The organism is Streptomyces sp. NPDC005262, from assembly GCF_042872425.1.
Taxonomy (GTDB): Bacteria; Actinomycetota; Actinomycetes; order Streptomycetales; family Streptomycetaceae; genus Streptomyces.
In genome coordinates, this window is record NZ_JBIAKK010000006.1 from 331,575 (window position 1) to 353,376 (window position 21,802).

The 21,802-nt window shown below is 69.8% G+C and carries 16 protein-coding genes; 10 read left to right on the forward strand and 6 right to left on the reverse strand.

Annotation, left to right across the window (positions count from 1 at the left end; all coding sequences use genetic code 11):
• The first annotated feature begins 264 nt into the window (after window positions 1–264).
• Window positions 265–3,669, forward strand: coding sequence for a phosphodiester glycosidase family protein (locus ACFYP5_RS18570; protein ID WP_389036840.1), 3,405 nt, complete (start codon window positions 265–267; stop codon window positions 3,667–3,669).
• Between the two features lie 280 nt (window positions 3,670–3,949).
• Here the strand turns inward: ACFYP5_RS18570 and ACFYP5_RS18575 are convergent, their stop codons facing one another.
• Complete coding sequence (locus ACFYP5_RS18575) at window positions 3,950–4,480, reverse strand: NTPase (RefSeq protein ID WP_389036843.1); 531 nt, start codon at window positions 4,478–4,480, stop codon at window positions 3,950–3,952.
• Between ACFYP5_RS18575 and ACFYP5_RS18580 the strand changes: the two genes are divergently transcribed.
• Entirely contained in the window at window positions 4,479–4,604 is a 126-nt protein-coding gene (locus tag ACFYP5_RS18580; protein WP_389036845.1) for a hypothetical protein, read from the forward strand. The genes ACFYP5_RS18575 and ACFYP5_RS18580 overlap by 2 nt on opposite strands.
• A 139-nt stretch (window positions 4,605–4,743) precedes the next feature.
• On the opposite strand, the gene ACFYP5_RS18585 is transcribed toward ACFYP5_RS18580, so the two are convergent.
• The gene (locus tag ACFYP5_RS18585; RefSeq protein ID WP_389036848.1) at window positions 4,744–5,388 is read right to left on the reverse strand and encodes a protein-L-isoaspartate O-methyltransferase; all 645 of its coding nucleotides are present in this window, start codon (window positions 5,386–5,388) and stop codon (window positions 4,744–4,746) included.
• 153 nt (window positions 5,389–5,541) lie between these two features.
• Window positions 5,542–6,639, reverse strand: a complete 1,098-nt coding sequence (locus ACFYP5_RS18590) for a hypothetical protein (protein ID WP_389036851.1) — start codon at window positions 6,637–6,639, stop codon at window positions 5,542–5,544.
• A 319-nt stretch (window positions 6,640–6,958) separates the two neighbouring features.
• Here ACFYP5_RS18590 and ACFYP5_RS18595 point away from each other — a divergent pair, with 319 nt between their 5' ends.
• Together ACFYP5_RS18595 and ACFYP5_RS18600 are read left to right on the forward strand one after the other, a co-directional pair.
• The gene (locus ACFYP5_RS18595; RefSeq protein ID WP_389036854.1) at window positions 6,959–8,188 is read left to right on the forward strand and encodes an MFS transporter; all 1,230 of its coding nucleotides are present in this window, start codon (window positions 6,959–6,961) and stop codon (window positions 8,186–8,188) included.
• 721 nt (window positions 8,189–8,909) lie between these two features.
• Entirely contained in the window at window positions 8,910–9,914 is a 1,005-nt protein-coding gene (locus ACFYP5_RS18600) for a helix-turn-helix domain-containing protein (protein ID WP_389036857.1), read from the forward strand.
• A gap of 79 nt (window positions 9,915–9,993) precedes the next feature.
• On the opposite strand, the gene ACFYP5_RS18605 is transcribed toward ACFYP5_RS18600, so the two are convergent.
• A complete protein-coding gene (locus ACFYP5_RS18605) occupies window positions 9,994–10,362 on the reverse strand; it encodes a hypothetical protein (RefSeq protein ID WP_389036860.1) in 369 nt (122 codons plus the stop codon).
• A gap of 451 nt (window positions 10,363–10,813) precedes the next feature.
• Between ACFYP5_RS18605 and ACFYP5_RS18610 the strand changes: the two genes are divergently transcribed.
• Complete coding sequence (locus ACFYP5_RS18610) at window positions 10,814–11,200, forward strand: ATP-binding protein (RefSeq protein ID WP_389036863.1); 387 nt, start codon at window positions 10,814–10,816, stop codon at window positions 11,198–11,200.
• A 131-nt stretch (window positions 11,201–11,331) separates the two neighbouring features.
• Here the strand turns inward: ACFYP5_RS18610 and ACFYP5_RS18615 are convergent, their stop codons facing one another.
• Both ACFYP5_RS18615 and ACFYP5_RS18620 read right to left on the reverse strand, forming a co-directional pair.
• Window positions 11,332–12,462 (reverse strand): PP2C family protein-serine/threonine phosphatase, encoded by a 1,131-nt coding sequence (locus ACFYP5_RS18615; protein WP_389037085.1) that lies wholly within the window; start codon window positions 12,460–12,462, stop codon window positions 11,332–11,334.
• Window positions 12,463–12,605: 143 nt separating this feature from the next.
• The gene (locus tag ACFYP5_RS18620; RefSeq protein WP_389037087.1) at window positions 12,606–13,628 is read right to left on the reverse strand and encodes a LacI family DNA-binding transcriptional regulator; all 1,023 of its coding nucleotides are present in this window, start codon (window positions 13,626–13,628) and stop codon (window positions 12,606–12,608) included.
• Window positions 13,629–14,035: 407 nt separating this feature from the next.
• Here ACFYP5_RS18620 and ACFYP5_RS18625 point away from each other — a divergent pair, with 407 nt between their 5' ends.
• The 5 genes from ACFYP5_RS18625 to ACFYP5_RS18645 all read left to right on the forward strand — a co-directional run bounded on the left by ACFYP5_RS18625 (window position 14,036) and on the right by ACFYP5_RS18645 (window position 21,571).
• On the forward strand, window positions 14,036–15,322 hold the full coding sequence (locus ACFYP5_RS18625) for an ABC transporter substrate-binding protein (RefSeq protein ID WP_389036866.1): 1,287 nt from the start codon (window positions 14,036–14,038) through the stop codon (window positions 15,320–15,322).
• 133 nt (window positions 15,323–15,455) lie between these two features.
• Window positions 15,456–16,325 carry a carbohydrate ABC transporter permease gene (locus tag ACFYP5_RS18630; RefSeq protein WP_389037090.1) on the forward strand — a complete coding sequence of 290 codons (870 nt, stop codon included), beginning with the start codon at window positions 15,456–15,458 and terminating at the stop codon, window positions 16,323–16,325.
• A complete protein-coding gene (locus ACFYP5_RS18635; protein ID WP_389036870.1) occupies window positions 16,322–17,182 on the forward strand; it encodes a carbohydrate ABC transporter permease in 861 nt (286 codons plus the stop codon). The genes ACFYP5_RS18630 and ACFYP5_RS18635 overlap by 4 nt, the downstream gene beginning before the upstream one ends.
• Window positions 17,183–17,234: 52 nt before the next feature.
• Window positions 17,235–18,488 (forward strand): glycosyl hydrolase, encoded by a 1,254-nt coding sequence (locus tag ACFYP5_RS18640; RefSeq protein ID WP_389036872.1) that lies wholly within the window; start codon window positions 17,235–17,237, stop codon window positions 18,486–18,488.
• Between the two features lie 53 nt (window positions 18,489–18,541).
• Window positions 18,542–21,571, forward strand: a complete 3,030-nt coding sequence (locus ACFYP5_RS18645; protein ID WP_389036875.1) for an alpha-mannosidase — start codon at window positions 18,542–18,544, stop codon at window positions 21,569–21,571.
• Window positions 21,572–21,802 lie beyond the last annotated feature (231 nt).

The window sequence follows — 21,802 nt, forward strand, 5'->3', positions numbered from 1 at the left end:
CTGAACCTGCTCGGCCGGGCCGGGCGTGACGCGTGGCGCAACGAAAGTTGAAGGTTAACGCAACCTGGCCGAATGCGGTGGGGGGCATTTCTGATGGTCATCGGCGTCACCCGGAACGGAAACCTGTGATCCGCCGGAATGGTGTGCGGTGGACGTGCACCGCCGGTGACCTACCGGCGGCGTACGTCCGCAAGGGAACACGCAATGACACTTCACACAAAGAGAACAAAGAGACCGGTGGGGGCCGGTGTACGCCGTACCGCAGTGGCAACTGCGGTGGCGCTGGCGCTCGCCAGTGCCGTGACGGGGGCAGGAACGGCCTTTGGTTCGGCCGATGACACGGCCGCGAACAGCCATGTGGTGGACCGGAACTGGCTCCCGGACACACCGGAAGGCTGGCCGTCGGTGGTGGACTACACCCGTACGCCGGCCGAGACCGTCACTCGTGGCCTGCAGCACTACAGCGAGACCTACGACACCGTGGGCGGCCGCCAGCACATTCAGGTGCTCAAGGCCGACCTCGGCGACCCGAACCTCCGGGTCGGCATGGTCGAGGCCGGCGACACCATCACCAACCCGGCAGACGAGACCCCGTCATCGATGGCGCACCGCACCCACGCGGTGGCCGGCGTCAACGGCGACTACTTCGAGATCCACGCCAGCGGCCGCCCGCTCGGCGGCATCATCTCCGACGGTCATCTGCTGAAGAGCCCCAAGCCGGGCTTCGCCTCCCAGTTGGGCGTCAAGCCCGACGGCACCATGGTCATGGGCCCGGAAACCTTCTCCGGGACGATCACCGCCGGCTCCGCGACCCGCGAGCTCACCTCGGTGAACACCGTGAACGACCTGGCGTCCGGCGGCATCACCGAGGTCACCCCCTATCTCGGCGAGACCCCGGACCTGTCCAAGCCCTCCACTCTGGTGCTCGGTCACACCGCCGACGGCGGCTTCGTCGTCGACAGCACGCAGAGTGGCATCACCACCGTGCCGCGGCTCCTGGCCGACCAACTCGGTCTGCTGGGCGCCGGCTCCGGCGGGCAGTGGCTGGCCGACAACCTGCACACGGGCGACACGGTGGGCATCACCACCCGACTGGCGCCGGACAACGATGTCACCCAGCTGGTCAGCGGTGTCGACACCCTGGTGAAGGACGGCAAGGTCTACAAGGACCCGACCGGCACCCCGCCGAGCGGCGCCAACCCGGAGACCGCTGTCGGCATCACACAGGACGGCAAGCACGCCGTCGTCGTCGCCGTCGACGGTCACGGCGGCGCCTCCACCGCCTTCGGTGTGACCCGTGACCAGGCCGCAGGCTACATGGTCGCCCACGGCGCCTACACCGCCATGCTCTTCGACGGTGGCGGTTCCACCGGCATGGTCAGCCGCGCCCCCGGCGCCGACCAGGCCGAGGTCGTCAACACGCCGTCCGACCTGCCCGGCAACACCGAGCGCCCGGTCGCCAACGGCATCTTCTTCTACTCCACCGCCAAGGAGGCCGGAGCGGCCGACAAGGTCGTGGTGAACGGCGGCAGGGCGGTCACCACCGTGACGGGCGGCTCCATCCCGCTGCCGGTGCACGCCATCGACCGGTTCGCCAACCCGGCGGCCGGCCAGGTCCACGTCCGGATCGTGCCCTCGACCCTCGCCTCGTACGAGGACGGCAAGCTCACCCCGCGCCGCACCGGCACGGGCCGGATCGTCGCCTTCAACGGCAAGACGTTCACCTCGGAGAAGCTCGAGGTCGTCAGCAAGCTGGAGTCCCTCACGGTCTCGCCCGACAAGGCCGACCTCGACAGCGGCGCCACCCAGCAGCTCACCCTGTCCGGCACCGTCAAGGACGGGGGCAAGGTGCAGATCCCCGTTGAGGCGGCCACCTGGAAGGTCACCCCGGAGGACCTCGGCACCGTCGACGCGCACGGTCTGTTCACCGCCGACACCGAGCACGGCGGCCTCGCCGAGGTCAGCGCCACGGTCGCCGGTACCACCGCGACGACGTCGATCGCCGTCGGCCGGGTCACCAAGGTCATCGACCCGATGACCAGCACGGACGTCTGGCGGCTCAGCAACAACACGACCGGCGCGCCCGCCGCGTTGTCCTTCGACCCGGGCGTCGTTCCGCCGGAGTCCACCGAGTCCGGCTCGCTGCGTCTCGACTACACGATGCCGGCCTCCTCAGGCGTCAAGCAGCTTGTGCTGGCGCCGCGGGTCACGCTGAAGACCGACACCCACAACGGTCAGGTTCCCACCGGTATCGGCGTGTGGATCAAGGGCGGCGGTCCCGACAGCCTTCAGCTCGCCGAGAAGTACATCAACGTCGACGGTACCGCCAACACCCCGCTGTACCTGACTGGTGTCACATCGAACGGCTGGCACCTTGCGGTCGCCCAACTGCCGGCCGGTTACAAGTTCCCGCTGACGGTCAGCTACATCGACTTCCTGGCCATCAGCCCCAGTACCTCGTACACCGGTTCGCTGAACGTCGCCGGGCTGCAGGCGCTGTATTCGCCGCGACCGGTCACGGTGCCCGAGTACCGTGCGATCCCGAAGAACCCGAAGTGGCTGTCCTTCGAGGAGGACTCCGCCGCCTTCGCCAAGAAGGGCACCACCCTCCTCTCCGGCGACGACGCGCACATGCTCGCCGGCGATCCCGGATCGGTCAGCAGCAACGTGATGGACTCCATCGCCGAGCGACTGCCCACCCTCACCCCGCAGGCCCGGCCGGACGCCGCCCAGTTCCTCGGCGACATGTCCGACGACGGCAAGCCGGTGGACCTGCAGTACGCCAAGTCCAAGATGGACGCCCTCGGCATCCCCGAGCGCGACATCGTCGGCAACCACGAGATCACCCAGGGCGCCGACTCCGAGAACGGCAATTACAGCGACACCTTCGGTGACACCCACTACGCCTACAGCCAGGGCGCGGCGCGGATGATCGTCACCGACAACTCGCACGGCAGTCTGCAGTCCTCGGACCCGTTCCAGAACCCGGAGGGCATCCAGTACCCCTGGCTGATCCAGCAGTTGACGGACACCACCGCCAAGGACGTGCTGGTCATCACCCACATGCCCGCGTACGACCCGCACCCGGCCGCGAACAGCCAGTTCACGGACCGCTGGGAGGCGCGGATGTACCTGCGGCTGGTGCAGCGCTACCAGGAGACGCACCCGAAGCAGCACGTGATCATGATGTACGGTCACGCCCGCGGCTTCTCCGAGCAGGTCCTCGACCCCGAGGGCCGGAGCACGACCGTCGACGAGGGCGGCATCCCGCAGTTCACCTTCGCGGACCTCGGCATGCCGGCCTACGCCCCGGCCGACCAGGGTGGCATCTACCACTTCGGTCTGATCCGGATCGGCGACGACGGTGACCTGCAGTACACCGTCGAGCCGGCTCTGGCGTCGATCACCGTCAAGGGCCCCAAGGACCCGATCGCCAAGGGTGACCACGTCACCCTGACGGCGACCGGCGACCAGATCGCGGGCGACAACATCGCACCGCTCACCATCCCTATCGCGGACCCGGCCTCCCACGTCTGGACGTCCAGCAACCCCGAGGTCGCGTCGGTGGACCCCTCCGACGGCGCCCTGACCGCCCACCGCCCCGGCAACGTCACCGTCTCGGTGACCTCCGGCGGCATCACGAGCAGCGCCCAGGTCATCGTCCGGTGACCTGACCCATGACGGGGTGCCCGAGCAGGCTCGGGCACCCCGTCGGCATTCTGCAGCCCCCGGCTTCAGGAACTCCACCGGCGGCCGGCCACGGCCGACATCGTCGTGCGGCCCTCGTCCGTTTCGGGGCGAGTTCGCGCCGTTCGAGACCCGAGCCATGTGACGGCACGCCGTAGTCGGCCTGTTCGGCCGGGCGCGCGCCGAGCGCCGGCGCGGCCGGTTGGGCTGATGGGCCGGCCTACGATCCCGCCGGGGGTGGCCCCCGGGATGACCGAACCCGTCAGCGGTGCTCCAGCCGTGTCGCCAGTCTCTCCGGGAGAGCGTGCCGGTTCGCCCGGGTCACGGCGATGAGTTCGATGTCGGCGCGCTGTTTCAGGGCGTCGGTGAACGGGTCGCTGTGCGCATGAACGGTCGCGACCACATCGACGCCGGCCTCGAGGACGGACCGGACGGCCTCCCTGAACGAGGCGGAGGCCAACTCCATCCGCCCGAGCTCGTCGATGAGCACAAGCTGCCCGGGGACGGGATCCGCCGAAGCCGCCGTCAGCGCCGGCAGCGCCAACCGGTCCATGACGCCCAGGTCGACCCCGTACCGACCCACCTTCGGTGGCCCCGGGAAGCCGGTATGGGCGAGCACGGCACGGTGTCCCGCCGCCGTCTCCAGAGCGAAGCCGACCCGGGTCCCGCCTTGCCGGATCTCCTCCGTGGTGAAGCCGACGATGTCACGGCCGTGCAGAAGCGCGGCCAGCCGGCGGATCGCGGTCGTCTTGCCGACCCCGGGGCGTCCCTCCAGCAGGATCCTTGTCGGCATGTCGTACTCCGTTTCAGGCGGCGGCAGTACGGGAGCCACCGCTGCTTCCTTCGCCCGTACGCCGTGTCCGATCCGCTTCCTCTCCACGGCCGACCGGGCTCCGGCGCGGGGCACCGAACTCTGAAGGGAAGGCAGTCGGCCGACGGCACCTACCAGCGCTGACCTCGCACGTGTGGCGGGCGTCGTGCGGGGCCGGCCTGGGACAAGGGGTTGCGGGTTCACCTCCTGTCGTTCCGGCTCCGCCTTTCGCGGGTCGGCACGTATCAGCGCTGATCGTAACCATGGGCGCCGTACAGCCGGACGAAGCGGGCCGACACGATCGTCCTGCGGTGTACGAGGCCGTGGCCCCCTCGCTCGTACAGCTCAACTCGTTCCCGCCCGCCCGGCCCGATGGGCTGAACGAGCCGGCCGCCGTTCCGCAGTTGTGCGACGAGTGGCCCCGGTACCTCAGGGAAGGCCGCGCAGACGACGACGGCGTCGTACGGAGCACGGCCCGGCATGCCGAGCGTCCCGTCGCCGGGGACGATCTCAGCATTGCCGAGGCCCTGCCCGGCGAGCCGGCGGCGGGCCTCCTCGACCATGTCCGGCCAGTGCTCGACGCTGACGACGTAAGAGGCCAGGCGCGCCAGCAGTGCGGTCTGCCAGCCGTAGCCGGTCCCGACTTCCAGGACGCGTTCGCCTCCGGTGAGGCCGAGTGCGGAGACCATCATGGCGACCAACGAGGGCTGGGTGGTCACCTGGTCGTGGGGGAGCGGAATCGGTACGTCCAGGTACGCCGACGCGAGATGCCCGGCGGGGACGAAGGCGGCCCGCGGGGTGACCCGGACAGCCTCCATCAGCCGGTGGTCCGTCACACCCGCGGCCCGTGCCGCGCGGACCAGGTCCTCAGGCGACGACTGACGGGCCATCGGTCGCCTGCTGCGGTCCGTCCGACCGCAGTCGCGGTGCATTCCAGCCACAACGGCCCACTCCTCCGATCGCGCTCATGACCTGCCCGCTTTCCTCGCGCTGCGCCGCCGCCGCGCCGGCCCGGTGCCGCCGCATCGCAGTTCACGTCCGCGTCAGGACGGCGTCCCCGGGTCTGAGTACCGCAGCAGCGCGCCCACGCCCTCGTCCAGCGGCAGTTCGCTCTCCGGTACGACGACCAGTTCGGCATTGGTGCCCACGAGGGTCCGCACCAGGGCCTCGTCGGCGCGCTCCTCGTGGGGTGCGCGCACGCCGAAGGAGATCAGTTCCTCCTCGGTCAGGGTGAGCAGGGTGGGCTGGGGGCCCGCCCAGAGCCGCAGGGAGCGGCCGGGCGGGTGGTTGAGCAGCAACGCCGCGACCTGGCCGCGCTGGAGGGCGGCAACGGTGGCGGACAGCCCTTCCGTCGCGGCCCCGTGCAGCGCGTACCGGCCGATGAAGATGTCCACGAGTGCCCGGTCGTGCGCGGCCATGCGGCCGTGGAAGACGGTGTCCAGCTGTGACTCCAGGAGGGCGCGTCCGGTGTCCGTCGCCGTGGGACCCCCGACGCGTACGACCCTGTCCCGCAGGGCGTGCGGGAGGCGGCGGATCAGCACGTTGGAGGCCCACTTGTCCCCGCCCATGACGACCGCGTCGGCGTGGACGCGCCGCGCCCATTCGTCCAGCTGACGGCCCAGCCGGACCGCGGTGTGATGCCAGGTCGCCACCGCGACCCTGAGGTGCAGCCGCTCACCCGGGGTGACGTTGGACGTCGGCCAGGTCCCGGTCTCCGCGTCCAGCGTCACCCAGCCGTGGGTCTCGGCGGTCGGCAGCCCGCCGTAGTGCACGGTCACGGCCAGATACGGGATCTCCGGGATGTGCTGGGTGACCAGGGGCATCGAGTCCGGCAGCGTGCCGTAGCGCGCGGAGTCGTGCGCCGGAGGCCTGGGTAGCTCCCCGTCCAGTACGAGCGCCCCGTGCGCGGCGAAGACGGCCTGCCCGTGCATCCCCGGTACGTCTGTATCGGCGCCGACCACCTCCTCCAGCACCCTGAGCAGTGCGCGGTCCGCGCCCTGACGGGTCAGGCGGTCCCGCAGCCGCTGCCAGCGCAGTGCGATCGCCCGTTCCGGATGCTCCACGTCACGCGAGGTGTCCAGATACACGGAGGCGAACGGGCCGGGCTCCGCGTAAAGGGGCTCCAGGAACGACAGCCTCATTGCCACTCCTTGTCGACGGTCTCCCCACGTTCGATGATGCGCGCTCCCACTGAGTATTTTATCGAATGGTTATTCGAGCCGCTTCGATTCGCCGACGCTTCGGGGTGGCTCTCCAAGGGCTTCGCGGCGCGCGGCGACGGCCGCACTTCCGTGAGGTCGCCCGTGGACGGCGGGTTTGACGGCTGTAAGGCGGCGGGTGCGCAGCGGCGACCTGCACTCCTGCTGGGCGCCTGAGAGTTGATCACCATGCGAGACAAAGTGTCTTGCATGATGGATTCACTGTCATAGTTGCAACCCACACACACCAGGGAGGGCTGTTGTGCGCCGTTGGATGATGCTGGCTCTTGGGACCGCAGCGCAGACAGTCGCCTGCACGTTCCTCTACGGGCTGCCCTACGCCTCGGAGACGTTGAGACGGGACAACGGACTGACACTCGGTCAGGTCGGATTGCTGATCGCCTGCCCGACCGTCGGCCTCGTGCTGACTCTCGTCGCCTGGGGAGCCCTGGCCGACCGTTTTGGTGAGCGGGGTGTGATCACCTCCGGTCTGGCCATGACGACCGTCCTCCTCTCCCTGGGTGTCGTGGTGAATGGTCTGGCTCCCCTGGGCGTGCTCCTGGCGCTGGCCGGGGCGGCGAGCGCATCGGTCTCCGCGGCCAGCGGCCGGCTCGTCGTCGGATGGTTCTCCGCCCGGGAGCGCGGGCTCGCCATGGGAATCCGGCAGACGTCGACCCCGCTGGGCATGGGCATCGCCGCTCTGATCGTTCCCACGCTCGCCGCACGCAGCGGCATGAAGGGGACCATGTTCTTCTGCGCGGCGTTGTGCGGTGTCGTCGCCGTGCTCGTCGGCTCGCTGGCCTCGGATCCGCCTCGCACCGCGCAGACCGCGGCGCAGGAGCCGGCCGCCAACCCCTACCAGCACTCCAGCCTGTGGCGCATCCACGCCTCCAGCGCGCTTCTGTGCGTTCCACAGTTCGCGGCGAACGCCTTCGCGATGGTGTTCCTGATCGACGTCCGGGGCTGGGGCGCCGTGCACGCCGGTCAACTCCTGGTGGTGTCGCAGGTGCTGGGGGCTGTCTCACGTGTCGTGGCGGGCCGTTGGTCCGACCGGGTCGGCAGCCGGGTGCGGCCGATGCGGCAGCTGTCCGTCTGTATCACCGTCGTCATGGCCGCCACTGCGCTCGGTGCCCTGTGGCCCTCGCCGGTGACGGATCTCGCCATGATCGTCGCCTGCGGTATCACCGCAAGCACCAACGGCCTGGCGTTCACCGCCACCGCCGAGCTCGCGGGGCGCTCCTGGTCGGGACGCGCCATGGGCGTCCAGAACACCGGCCAGAATCTCGCCGCGTCGCTGACACCGCCGCTGCTGGGCGGGCTCATCGGCTCGGCGGGCTATGCGTGGGGCTTCATGCTGGCCGGAGTCCTGGCCGGCGCGGCATGCTTCATGATCCCCGCCCTTGAGAACAGGGCGCTGCCGGGCTCCCGACAAGAAGTCGCGGCCGGGCCGGACGAGCTCGTGCAGGCCGCCCGGCAGAAGGGCAAGGAGTAGCCCTCCGGTGCGGATCCGGCGCAAGGCGGTCAGCGCGGTCCGGACACCGAGGAAGCGCGGGGCCGTGGCTTGCTTCCGGAGCGGGTGACGGGAACCGGACCCGGGCTCCGACCCCGGGAATCGACCGGGCCTTGATCGCCGGAGATGTTCGACCCGGCGTGCGGGTCCTGCGAGTGGACGCGTCCACCGCTGGGCCGGAGGGCGTCGCCCGGGCCGTCGTCGAGGTGACCGGGTATGTCGAAGAGAGTCCGCTCACGGTCCGAGGGCGCGGGGGCCTGCTCGCGATGTCGCGGTTGCGACATGTCCCACCTGCGCCACCGATAATCGGAGACACTGCGCCCGTCGTCACCGGATTCTGTACAGCGCCACATGAACATCTGCCGCGCATTCATGGAAGGGTGTCAACCGGATGAGACGGATCCGCCTTGCTGCGGCCTCCGTGGTGCCCGCCCTCGCCACCCCCGCCGAGGACGCATCCGACGGCCGGATCGACGCGCAGTCGCTCCGTGTGTCCGGGAGTGACTCGGACCGGTTCCGGAAGCGACTGTCCCCAGCTGCCGGCAGACCGTAGAGCATGCCTCCCCGCGCCGAGGGTGGTCACGTCAGCCCCCATGTGCATGGCGGGTGCGCGGCCGATGAACATGTCCGCGCACCGGACGCCACGCCGGAGGGATGTAGTACGGTATTCAACCGTTGGACGGGTGGTATCAAGGAGAACACCGTGACACTGGAAGCCGCCGGAGTCAGCGATGCCGAGGAGTCCGCCTACCGGATTCTGGTGACGATGGGCCGGGCTTCGGCGCACGACTTCGCGATGCGTGCCGGTCTCGACACCACGGACGCCGAACAGACGCTCACGGCACTGACCGCCAAGGGGCTGGCCAGCCACACCGACGCGATACCGAGGCTCTACCGGGCGACGCCTCCCGACGTGGCCCTCATGCCCAGGCTCAAACAGCAGGCCGACGCCCTCGACCAGGCCCGCGCCACGGCCACCGGGCTGCTGGAGGTCTACCGGGACACCATGCGCCGCAGCGACGCCGACCAGCTCATCGAGGTGATCACCGGGGCGGACGCCCTGCGCCAGCACCTGCGCCGTATCCAGGCGGACACCCGCGACGAAATGCTCTGGTTCTGCAAGGCGCAGTACGTGGCCATGCCCTCGGGCAGCAACAGCGAGGAGTTCGACGCCCTGGCGCGTGGTGTGCGCTATCGCGTCCTGTACGAGAAGGCGTTCTTCGACGACGAAGGGGCTGTGGACAACGTAATCGAGGGGGTACGGGCAGGTGAAGTCGCCCGCGCCGTCCCCCACTTGCCGCTGCGCCTCGCCGTGTCCGATCGCGCCATCGCGATCTGCCCTCTCGTGCCGGGAGGCCCGTACGGCAGCCCCGAGGAACCCACCACGGCCCTGGTACGCGACAGCAGCCTGCTGGCGGCGCTCGTCGCGCTCTTCGAGCGCTACTGGGACGATGCCGTCCCCCTGCACGTCGACGATTCAGGAACGGTCAGCGGCACCGACGGAGTGGTCGGCGCCGACCCCCTCTCGGCAACGGACCGTCGGCTGCTCTCCCTGCTCGTCGCAGGGGTCGCGGACAAGGCGATCGCCTCCCAGATGGGTCTGAGCCGGCGCACGGTCCAACGCCACATCCAGCAGCTGATGACGTTCGCGGATGCCGCGACACGCATGCAACTGGCATGGCAGGCCGCTCGCCGGGGCTGGGTGTAGCGGGGCGCGGTCGTACCGACTCTCGCTCCGGGCCGTACTGAAAGATCTTGTCGTCGGCCGGCGAGTCACCCGCGGTGGCTCAGCCCGTATCCCCGTGCCGCCGTTCATGCCGGTGCTCGCCTCCGCAGTCGGCTTCGGTGCACCCGTCACCTGCACCGATGCCACCGCCGTCTCCGACAGGAAGCGTCCCCTTGCCACTACGGCCGGCGGGGAGGAGGACGGTCCGCAGCCCGTGACGGACGTAGGGGTCGTCGTCCACGAGCAGCACCTTGATCACGTCGTCTCCGTCCGCGGAGTCCTTGGTCTCCTGCGCCGCCGGGGCGGTGGACCCGGACCCTCGCCCGGACCAGGAAGCCGCCCCCGCGGTGCGCTCGGCGAGCCCCGGCAGGCCGTGGCCTCCCGGTGGCAGGCCCACCTCCCGCCCCGGCTCGGCAGGGTCATCGGCCACACCGTCACCGCCTCGCCACCATGGTCGACCTCAACTCGAGGCGGGGCTCCCGGAGCGTGCCCGAGCGCGCTGGTCACAGCCTCCCCGACGAGCCGGTCGGCGGCACTCCGGACCGCGCGGGCAGGGTCGTCCGGCCGATCGCGGACGCTGCGCATCCGGATGGTCCTCATGGGTGGCGCAGTGGCCCTCCTCCTCGGGGGCGCTTCGCCGGCGGGTCCGCCTCGGGACGGCCGGGCCGTAGGAGGGGTCACCGTTCCGTGGCGGGCGGGTCGTACTTTCGTCTGCCTCCGAGGCAGCCGAAGGTGCGATGCGCCGGGAAGGGCCGGGCTCCTACCGTGGAGAGCGGACGGGGGACGCACCACAACATCGGGGGCCGAATACCAGGCGGCAGCGCCGCGGTCACAGGACCGCCGGACCGCTCCCTCGCCCGACGATCCCTGGAGTGTTCTTGATGCGTGTCCGACGCTTTGCCGACCTGCATCTCCCCGCCTGCAAGCGCTCCGTCGGCCAGGCCCGCCGTGCCCTGGCCACCCTGGTTCCCGAGGGTGACGTCGCCGACAACGGGAAACTGCTGGTCTCCGAAGCGGTCGCCAACGCCGTCGAGCACACCGACAGCGATCAGGTACGGGTGCTCCTCGACCACGACGACGCCTCCGGCGAACTCGTCTGCGCCGTCCGCGACAGCAGTTCCCGCACCCCTGTGGCCACCGGAGTCGCCGACGTGGAGGCCGAGAAGGGCCGGGGACTGCACCTCGTCGACATACTCGCGGACGCCTGGGGCTACCTCCCCGACGGCCACGGCAAATGGATCTGGTTCAGTCTCACCGCCGCAGCGTGAACCCGATGACCACGGCGACCACGGGCGGTTCGGACCGTGCCCGGCCGGCGCCAGGGCTGGCGCCGCGAAGACTCGGCAGGCCGCCGTCCCGCCTGTGGCGTGCCGCTGTCGGCGGCGTCGGCGAGCCTCACCTACGGCCTCCAGGCACCTGCACGGGGTGTTCCCGGAGTCCGGATGTGGGGGCACCGCACGGCGAGGGCCGCGATGTCGTCGTTGAGCCTTCCGCCGCTGTAATGGAGCAGGGCCAGGTGAAGCCGGTCGAGCAGCTCGCGGGGCGGCGTCGGACCTTGCCGCCGCATCCAGTCCGGCAGGGGGAAGAATTCGCCGGTGCGGTCCCGGGTCTCCGTTACGCCGTCGGTGTACAGCAGCAGCTGGTCGCCCGGGGCGAAGGCGACGGTGTCGACGTAGTAGTGGTCCCCGATCAGCGTCGCGAGGTTGAGGGGCGGCGAGGGAGTGGTGGGCTCCAGGACGCGGATCTCCCCGAGGTGAACGATGAGCGGCGGGGGATGCCCGCAGTTGAGCAGCCTGACGTGGCCGCCGCCGTGCGGGATCTCGGCGATGAGAGCGGTGGCGAAGCGCTCCGGCAGGTCGTGGGCCGGGAACGTGGCGCTGTGGCGGGTGATGCTGGTGTCCAGGCGGTGGGTGATGCCTCTCAGGTCGGGCTCGTCGTATGCGGCCTCCCGGAAGCAGCTGATCACCGCCGAGGCCGCCCCCACCGCGGACAGGCCCTTGCCGCGCACGTCGCCGATGAGCAGTCGGACTCCGTACGGTGTGTCGGCCGCCTCGTAGAAGTCGCCGCCGATCCGGGCCTGCTCCTGTGCCGCCAGATACAGCGACTCGATCTCGATGTTCTTGATGCGGCGCGGCAGCGGGCGCAGCAGCACCTTCTGGGCTGTGTCGGCGACGAGCCGGATCTGGAACAGCGCCTCCTCCCGCTGGAGCCGGACATGGCTTGCGTATGCGGCGGCCAAGGTGACCGCGACGATTGCAGCCGCCGTGTACGGCGTTCCCAGGTCGGTGTACACGAGGCTGAGGCCGACCATGACCAGCAGGCAGAACGTCCCCAGCAGGATCGTGGGGAGCACCGGCCACATCGCGGCGGCCAGCGCGGGTGCGGCGGGCAGGAGGCGGCTGACGGCGATCTCCCTCGGCGTGGAGAACGCCAGTGCGGCGATGAGGACGGTAAGGATCACCGGTGCCAGCGGAGCAGCTTCCCGTCGGCCGCCGTAGGGAGGACGGCGCCGCCGCAGCTGTCCGGGCATGGTCACAAAGCGCATCATATCGTGACGAAGCACTGATAGAGCTCGATGGGACATGAGTGGCCGGTGGGCTCAGGCAGCGCGCCGCGGGGCTGTGGGACACCTCGTGGGGGAGGGGTGTCGGTCGTCGGTCCCGCCCGCCCGACTCATCGGCTGCCGGGGGCCGGTGCCGTACTTCCGCGCTCGATCAGCCCGGGCAGTGGCACCTGGACGGTGCGGGCCGCGCCGCCGTCGAGCAGTGCGGTCAGTTCCCGTGCGGCGATCCGTCCGAACGCGACCGTGTCCCGGGACAGCGCGGTCAGCCAGGGGACCGTCAGCCGGCACAGCGCGGAGTCCTCCCACGACACGACCGAGACGTCGCCGGGAACGGAGCGGCCGAGCCCCGCGACGACCGTGGCTCCGGCCGCGGCCATCACGTCGTTGTCGTAGATGATCGCGGTCGGCGGCGTCGACTGTTCCAGCACTCTGCGGGTGACGGCCGCGCCCTCCGTGTCGGAGTAGTCCGTGGTCACCGAGTGGGCCTCGGCCAGCCCGCGCCGGTCGGCCTCGATGCGCAGGGAGCGGATGCGCCGGTCGGTGTGGGCGAGGGACGGCAGCCCCGCGATGTGCACGATGCGCCGATGGCCCAGCTCGTGCAGCCGGCCGACGATCGCCGCCATGGCGCCCGCGTCGTCCGCGCGTACCTGTGAGAGTCCCGGGTGCGGACCCGTGTCGCTGCCGGGCAACGCGCCGATCACGACTCCCGGCAGTCCGAGTTCGTCCAGCAGGTCGGGGCGGGGGTCGTCCGTACGGGGGTCGACGACGAGCACCCCGTCGACGCGGTGCTCCGCCCACCAACGCCGGTAGACGGCGCATTCGGCCTCCACATCCTCCACCACCTGGAAGAGCAGCCCGAGTTGACGCTCGGCCAGCACCTCCTGGATGCCGGAGATCAGCTGGAGGAAGAACGAGTCCACGCCCAGGCTCGCCGCCGGGCGGGCCACCACCAGCCCCACGGTGGCCGACCCCTCGCCCGACAGTGCGCGGGCGGCGGTGCTCGGCCGCCAGCCCAGCTGCTCGGCGACGCGCCGGATCCGGTCCCGGGTGATCTCCGAGACGCCGGGACGGTCGTTGAGCGCGAAGGACACGGCGCTCTCCGACACTCCGGCGCGCTGGGCTATGTCCTTCATGGTCGGCCGACGCGCGGGTGTGCGCCTGGCCGGCCGGGTCTCCTCGGCCGGCGGCCCCTTCGGTGTCACCCGGTGCCCCTCTTCCTGCGTTCCCCGTTGCTCCTGGGCGGCGCGGTGCTCGCTCGCCCCCGGTGCATCGTAAGCCTTACCGGCGTATCGGTCGACTGAAGTGATCGGTGACTAATGCGCTTGAGTGATGGCGCTCTAAAGCGCATTAGTCATGCACTCTCAATAGCTCCATATACCCTTCTGACCTGCAAATATGTGGAAAGTTGAAGCTAACTTCAAGCGAATGTATTGACTTTGCGCCGTGTGCATTGGAAGGTCTGCTGGGCGTACGCAGCCGGAGCGTCATCGACCTCGGCCCGCCGTCCGCACGCCTGGTCCGAGCAAAGGAGCCGTTCACCGTGCGTATCTCCCGCAGAGCAGTAGCCGCTGCCGCCGTACTCGCCACCGTCCTGCCGCTGAGCGCATGCGGAGGAGGATCCGGCGACAGCTCGTCCGACGCCTCCGGCAAGGTCGAAGGGAAGATCACCTTCCAGACCTGGAACCTGCAGGCGAACTTCAAGGACTACTTCAACGGGGTGATCGCGGATTTCGAGAAGAAGTACCCCGGGACCGAGGTCAAGTGGGTCGACCGGCCGGCCGAGGGCTACGCGGACAAGATCAGCGCCGACGCGGCCGGCGGCACGCTGCCGGACGTCGTCAATGTCTCGCCCGACCTGGTCGCGCCCCTGGCCAAGGCCGGGCTCGCACTGGACCTCGACAAGGCGGCGGCGAAGTACCGCACGGAGTACCTGCCCGGCGCCTGGCAGAGCCATCAAATACCGGGCATGGAAGGGACCTACGCCTTCCCCTGGTACCTCAACACCGGACCGCTCTTCTACAACAAGTCCCTCTTCAAGGACGCCGGACTCGACCCCGAGAAGCCGCCGACCACCTATGACGAACTCTTCGACGAAGGTCTGGAACTGGCCACGAAGAGCAAGGGCAAGGTCGCCACGCTGGCCAACGTGCCCACCATCGAGGACTTCGGCCGCTACGGCGGACAGCTGATGAACAAGGAAGGCACGGGCTTCGCCTTCAACGACGTCAAGGGTGTCGAACTGCTCACCCACTACAAGGAGCTGTACGACGCCAAGGCGCTCGACCCGCAGGCGCTGACCGCGACCCCCGAGTCGTCCGGCCACAAGTTCCTCACCGGGTCGGTGGCGATGAACCCGGGCAGCGCACTGGACCTGGAGAACTTCAAGAAGCAGGCCCCGAGTCTCTACAAGAACATCGGGATCACCGACCAGATCAGCAGCACCGGCAAGGCCAACATGTACGTCATGGGCGTCATGGTGAACGCGCAGACGAAGCAGAAGCCGGCAGCCGTGGCCTTCGCCCACTACGTGACCGACGCGACGCGGCAGATGGACTTCGCGAAGCAGGTCGCCATCTTCCCGAGTACCGCCGGATCCCTCGACGACCCGTACTTCACCGAGGAGGACGGCACCGACGTGACCCGGGTCCGGATCGCCGCCGCCAAGTCCCTCAAGACGGCGGTCAATTACACGCCGGTGCTCTTCAGCGACCAGATGAAGACCGAGCTGCGCAACCAGGTGGCCAAGGCACTGCAGGGCAAGCAGAGTCCCAAGGAAGCCCTTGACAACGCTGTCAAGGCCTGCGACCGGCTGCTGCAGCAGAGCTGAGCCCACCGTGAAGACCCCCCTCGTGAAACCGGCCACGGCAACTGAGCCGATCCGGGCCACCGGCACAGCGGTACCGGCGGCCCGGGGCGCACGTCCCGGCGGCCGCCGGTCCGGCCGGCTCCCCGGCCACCGGATACGCCGCCATCTGCCCTCCAGCCCGTGGCTGTTCGCGGCCCCAGGCCTGATCGTCGTCGGGACCTTCAGCCTGTTCCCGTTCTTCAGCACCCTGGTCAACGCCTTCACGGACCGCCGGACGCTGATGCCGGGGAGGTTCGTCGGCCTGGCGAACTTCCAGGAGCTGATCCACGACGAGATGTTCTGGATCGGGCTGCGGAACAGCACGCTGTACGTGGTCGGCGTGGTGCCCGCCCTCGTTCTCCTGCCGCTGCTCCTGGCGATGCTCGTCCAGCGGAACATCCCCGGCATCACATTCTTCCGCTCCGCCTTCTACACCCCCGTCGTCGCCTCCATCGTCGTCGTGGGGCTGATCTGGGTGTGGATGCTCGACGACCGGGGACTGGTCAACGCCGTACTGGAGGCGGTGGGGATCGGCAGGGTCGGCTTCCTGAGCGACCAGTGGCTGCTGCTGCTCAGCGCGATGACGGTCACGGTCTGGAAGGGCCTCGGCTACTACATGATCATCTATCTGGCCGCGCTGGCCAACGTCCCCAGGGAACTCCACGAGGCGGCCTCCGTGGACGGCGCCGGCGCCGTCCGCAGGTTCTTCACCGTGACGGTTCCCGCCGTCCGCTCCACCATGGTCCTCGTCGGGGCGCTGGCGTCGGTCGCCGCGTTCAAGGCGTTCTCCGAGGTCTATCTGATGGCCGGTCCATCCGGCGGCCCGGCCGGTGAGGACACCACCCTGGTGATGCTCGTCCAGCGTGTCGGCACCGGACTGACCGGGCGGGTCGGTTATGCCTCCGCGATCTCCGTCGTCATCTTCGTCGTGACGGTCGCCCTGATGCTCCTGGTGCTCCGAGCCGACCGCAAGGAGGACGCATGAGCATCCTGACCCTCACCGACGCCGACGGCCGCCGCATCCCAGTCTGGCAGCTCCTGCTGCGCTACCTCCTGCTGCTCGTCGTACTCGTGCTGACCGTAGGACCGTTCCTGTGGCAGCTCTCGACCTCCCTCAAGGGGCCTGGCGAGGACATCTTCAGCTCCCCGCCGAAGTTCTTCCCCGGCCACCCCACCCTGGACAACTACACGCGCGTCGCCGACACCATCCCGGTCTGGGACTACGCGCTGAACTCCGTCAAGGTGGCGACCACCAATGTGGTCACCAACTGCGTCGGCTCCGCACTGGCCGGCTACGCGCTGGCCAGGATGCGGTACCGGGGGCGCAGGGCCGCGACGCTGGCGTTCATCCTCGCCATGCTCGTACCCGTCGAGGGCATCATCATCGCCCAGTTCACCACCATGCGTGAGCTCGGTCTGAACAACACCCTGATCGGTGTGCTGCTGCCGGGATCCGTCGCCGCGATGAACGTCCTGCTGATGCGCAACGCGTTCCTCAACCTTCCGCACGAGGTGGAGGAGGCGGCGTTCGTCGACGGCGCCAACGTCTGGCAGCGGTTCTTCTGGATCGCCCTTCCCTCGGTCAGGGGAACCCTCGCCGTCGTGGCGATCTTCGCCTTCATGGGGGCCTGGGACGACTTCCTGTGGCCGCTGATCGTACTGAGCGACCCGGCGAACTTCACCCTGACCATCGGGCTGAACTATCTGCACGGCACGTTCGCGAACGACGAACGGCTCGTCGCCGCGGGCACGATCATCGCGGTGCTCCCGCTGATCGTGCTCTTCGCCTGCCTGCAGCGCTTCTTCTTCCGGGGCGTCGGCGAAGGCGCCGTCAAGGGCTGACCGTCCCGCCTTCCCCGCCCTTCGCACCACAGAACCAGGACACCCGTACCTTATGTCTCACTCCCCGCTGCGCTTCGGCGTCAACTACACCCCCAGCCAGGGCTGGTTCCACCACTGGCTGGACTTCGACCTCGACGCCGTGCGCGCCGACCTGGACTCGATCGCCGGCCTCGGCCTCGACCACATCCGGGTGTTCCCGCTCTGGCCGCTCTTCCAGCCCAACCGCACCCTGATCCGGCCGCGCGCCGTCGAGCAGCTCGTCCAGCTCGCCGACGCGGCGGCCGAGCGCAGCCTCGACGTCAACGTGGACGGACTGCAGGGCCACCTGTCGAGCTTCGACTTCCTGCCCGCCTGGACGCAGACCTGGCACCGGCGCAACATCTTCACCGACCCGGACGTGGTGGCGGGCCAGGCCGAATACCTGCGGACCCTCGCCGCGGCCCTCGCCGACCGGCCGAACTTCCTCGGTATGACCCTGGGCAACGAGATCAATCAGTTCTCCGGCCCCCCGCACCCCGACCCGGACCCCATCACCCCCAAGCAGGCGGGCCGTTGGCTGCGCACCCTGCTCGATGCCTGCGAGGAGGGAGCGCCGGGCAGGCTCCATCTGCACGCCGAGTACGACGCCGCCTGGTATCAGGACGACCACGCGTTCACCCCCGCCCACGCGGCCCGGATCGGCGCGGTCACCGCCGTGCACTCCTGGGTCTTCAACGGCACCGCCCAACGGCACGGCCGCACCGGAACCGCCACCGAGCACCACGCCGCGTATCTGATCGAACTGTCCAAGGCGTGGGCCACCGACCCGCGCCGGGCCGTCTGGCTGCAGGAGGTCGGCGCCCCGGCTCCGCTCGTTCCCGCCGAGCACGCGGCCGCTTTCACCGAGGCGACCGTAGCGAACGCACTGGACTGCGAGGACGTATGGGGCGTCACCTGGTGGTGCTCCCACGACGTGTCCCGGTCACTGGCCGACTTCCCCGAACTCGAATACAGCCTCGGCCTGTTGACCAACGACCGGCAGGTCAAGCCGGCCGGCGAGGCCATCGCCGGGATCGTCGCGGACCGGCGGGGCACGGACTACCGACCGGCGCCCCGCACCACTGCACTCGTCGTCGACACCGGAGACGACGACACCGCGCCCCGGCGCTCCACATGCGCCCCCGGCGGCGCGTTCTTCGAGGCGTTCGCCCGGCTCACCGCGGACGGGGCCCGGCCCACCGCCGTCCTCGCGAGCCAGGCCGGGAACCAGGAACACCTGGCCGCCCGCGGGATCACCGATGTCCTCACCCCGGACCAGGTCCGCTGACGCACACCGGCCACGCAACCGGACCCGCACCCCAACCCCACGGAGTCACCCTCATGCATGACGACCGCACTCTGGTCGAAGCCCGCCTCAAGCGCGTTCTCGACGAGCGCATCCGGCCCGCCGTCCACCCGGAGTCCGTACCGCTGGACGTCGCCGTCTGGACCGCGCCGGGTGAGCCCGTCCCCGTCGCCCAGGGCCTCGCGGCCCCGGCCGAATCCATCGCGGTCGGCGACCGGTGGGGCGCGCCCTGGGGCACCAGTTGGTTCCGGGTCTCCGGAACCGTCCCGCAGGCATGGGCCGGCCGCACCGTCGAGGCGCTCCTCGACCTGGGCTTCGACGAGAACATGCCCGGCTTCCAGTGCGAGGGTCTGGTCTACCGGCCCGACGGCACGCCGGTGAAGGGCCTCAACCCGCGCAATCAGTGGGTGCGTATCGGTGCCCCCGTCGTGGGCGGCGAGGACGTGCTGCTGCACATCGAGGCCGCCTCCAACCCGGTCGTACTCGACTACCACCCCTTTCTGCCGACACAGCTCGGTGACAAGGAGACCGCGGGCAGCGAACCGCAGTACACCCTCGCCCGGATGGACCTCGCCGTCTTCGACGAGAACGTGTGGAACCTCGTCCAGGACCTGGAAGTGCTCGGCGAACTCATGGCGGAACTTCCGGTCGAGGGTGCCCGCCGCTGGGACGTCCTGCGTGCCGTCGGCCGCGCTCTCGACAGGGTCGACCTGCAGGACGTGAACGGCACCGCGGCCGCAGCCCGCACCGAGCTCGTCACCGTCCTGGCGGCCCCCGCGGAGCCGTCCGCCCACCGGATCAGCGCCGTCGGTCACGCGCACATCGACTCCGCCTGGCTGTGGCCGCTGCGTGAGACGGTCCGCAAGGTCGCGCGTACGACATCCAACATGACGGCCCTCCTGGAGGACGAGCCCGACTTCGTCTTCGCGATGTCGCAGGCCCAGCAGTTCGCCTGGATCAAGGAGCACCGCCCCGAGGTCTACGCCAAGGTCAAGAAGGCCGTGTCGGAAGGACGGTTCGTGCCGTCCGGCGGCATGTGGGTCGAGTCCGACACGAACATGCCGGGCTCCGAGGCGATGGCCCGTCAGTTCGTGCACGGGAAGCGGTTCTTCCTCGACGAGTTCGGTGTCGAGAACGACGAGGCGTGGCTGCCCGACACCTTCGGCTTCGCCGCGGGTCTGCCGCAGATCATCAAGGCCGCAGGCTCCAAGTGGCTGCTCACCCAGAAGATCTCGTGGAGCCAGACCAACAAGTTCCCGCACCACACCTTCCAGTGGGAAGGCATCGACGGCACCCGGATCTTCACCCACTTCCCGCCCGTCGACACCTACAACTGCTCCATGAAGGGCAGCGAGATCGCCCACGCGGCGAAGAACTTCAAGGACAAGGGCGTCGCCCGGCACTCCCTCGCGCCGACCGGGTGGGGCGACGGAGGCGGCGGCACCACGCGCGAGATGGTCGCGAAGGCGGCCAGGATGCGCAGCCTCGAAGGGTCGGCCACCGTGACCTGGGAGACGCCCGCCGAGTTCTTCACCAAGGCGGAGGCGGAGTACCCGAACGCCCCGGTCTGGGTCGGCGAGCTCTACCTGGAGCTGCACCGCGCCACCCTCACCAGCCAGGCGAAGACCAAGCAGGGCAACCGCCGCAGCGAGCACCTGCTGCGCGAGGCCGAGCTGTGGGCCGCCACCGCTGCGGTGCGTACCGGGTTCCCTTACCCGTACGCGGAGTTGGACCGGATCTGGAAGACGGTGCTGCTGCATCAGTTCCACGACATCCTGCCCGGTTCGTCGATCGCCTGGGTGCACCGCGAGGCCGAGAAGACGTACGCGGCCGTTGCCGGTGAACTGAACGGCATCGTCGCCGCCGCGCAGCGAGCCCTGGCGGGCGATCCCGCATCGCGGGAGCTGCTTGTCTTCAACTCCGCGCCGCACACCCGCAGCGGGGTTCCGGCCGGTGGCGCCGGGGCAGTCACGGTGGGCAGCCCGGGCCGGCTCGCAGCGCGCGGGGGCGGCGGCTACGTACTCGACAACGGCCTGCTCCAGGTGGAGATCGACGGCCGCGGTCTGGTGGTGTCGGCGTACGACATCGGTGCCGAGCGCGAGACCGTGGCGCCCGGGCAGGCCGCGAACCTGCTGCAGATCCACCCCGACTTCCCGAACATGTGGGACGCCTGGGACGTCGACGCGTTCTATCGCAACACCGTCACGGATCTGACGGAGCTCGACGAGCTCACCCCCGTCGAGGACGAGGGTGCGGTCGGCGTCCGTGTCGTCCGCAGCTTCGGCGACTCCCAGGTCACCCAGGTACTGACGCTCGCGCCGGGCGTCAAGCGGCTCGACATCGACACCGAGGTCGACTGGCACGAGACGGAGAAGTTCCTGAAGGCCGCGTTCCCGTTGGACATCCACGCCGAGCGGTACGCCTCCGAGACGCAGTTCGGGCACTTCTACCGGGCGACCCACACCAACACCAGCTGGGAGGCCGCCAAGTTCGAGGCCTGCAACCATCGCTTCGTCCACCTGGAGGAGCCGGGCTGGGGTGTCGCGCTCGTCAACGACTCGACGTACGGCCACGACGTGACCCGTACCGTACGCGACTCGACCGCCGGGACGACCACCACCGTCCGGGTCTCGCTGCTGCGCGCCCCGCGCTTCCCCGACCCGGAGACCGACCAGGGCGTGCACCGCTTCCGCCACGCGCTCGCGCCGGGCGCCGCGATCGGCGACGCGGTCCGTGAGGGCTTCAGGATCAACCTGCCGGAGCGCCGGGTCGCCGGCGACCGTGCGGTGGCGCCGCTGGTGACCGTGGACAACGACGCGGTCGTGGTCAGCGCGGTCAAGCTGGCGGACGACGCGAGCGGCGACGTCGTCGTACGGCTCTACGAGTCGACGGGCGGCCGTGCCAGGGTCCGGCTCGGCATCGACTTCGAATTCTCGGACCCGGAGGTGACCGACCTGTTGGAGCGGCCACTCGCCGAGGGGGACGTGCCGGTGCGGGTGGACGGGGGCGTACAGCTGTCGCTCCGCCCGTTCGAGCTGGTCACGGTGCGTCTGACGCGCTGCTGAGCGGGGACCTGACGGGCCGGCGGAAGTGGCCGGGCGTGGCGGTCCCGAGGCCTTAACAGGGCATCGAGGTCAATCCGCCCGGCCGTTCCGCGCTCGACACCCTTCCGTTATCCGATCGTCAGTGAAAACCGTCCGCTATGTGGGAACCCCTCTTGCCCTGCGGACTGTATGCGAAATACGGTCGGCGATATTCCTTGATCATCCTCTGGCAGGAGGTAGGCCCTCGTGCGC

Bases quoted from the DNA above. Each gene is read 5' to 3' on its own strand.
- ACFYP5_RS18640 (WP_389036872.1), top strand. From the start codon at position 17,235: ATGTCTCACTCCCCGCTGCGCTTCGGCGTCAACTACACCCCCAGCCAG.
- ACFYP5_RS18610 (WP_389036863.1), top strand. From the start codon at position 10,814: ATGCGTGTCCGACGCTTTGCCGACCTGCATCTCCCCGCCTGCAAGCGC.
- ACFYP5_RS18620 (WP_389037087.1), bottom strand. From the start codon at position 13,628: ATGAAGGACATAGCCCAGCGCGCCGGAGTGTCGGAGAGCGCCGTGTCC.
- ACFYP5_RS18585 (WP_389036848.1), bottom strand. From the start codon at position 5,388: ATGGCCCGTCAGTCGTCGCCTGAGGACCTGGTCCGCGCGGCACGGGCC.
- ACFYP5_RS18580 (WP_389036845.1), top strand. From the start codon at position 4,479: ATGTCGTACTCCGTTTCAGGCGGCGGCAGTACGGGAGCCACCGCTGCT.
- ACFYP5_RS18615 (WP_389037085.1), bottom strand. From the start codon at position 12,462: ATGCCCGGACAGCTGCGGCGGCGCCGTCCTCCCTACGGCGGCCGACGG.
- ACFYP5_RS18645 (WP_389036875.1), top strand. From the start codon at position 18,542: ATGCATGACGACCGCACTCTGGTCGAAGCCCGCCTCAAGCGCGTTCTC.
- ACFYP5_RS18635 (WP_389036870.1), top strand. From the start codon at position 16,322: ATGAGCATCCTGACCCTCACCGACGCCGACGGCCGCCGCATCCCAGTC.
- ACFYP5_RS18590 (WP_389036851.1), bottom strand. From the start codon at position 6,639: ATGAGGCTGTCGTTCCTGGAGCCCCTTTACGCGGAGCCCGGCCCGTTC.
- ACFYP5_RS18575 (WP_389036843.1), bottom strand. From the start codon at position 4,480: ATGCCGACAAGGATCCTGCTGGAGGGACGCCCCGGGGTCGGCAAGACG.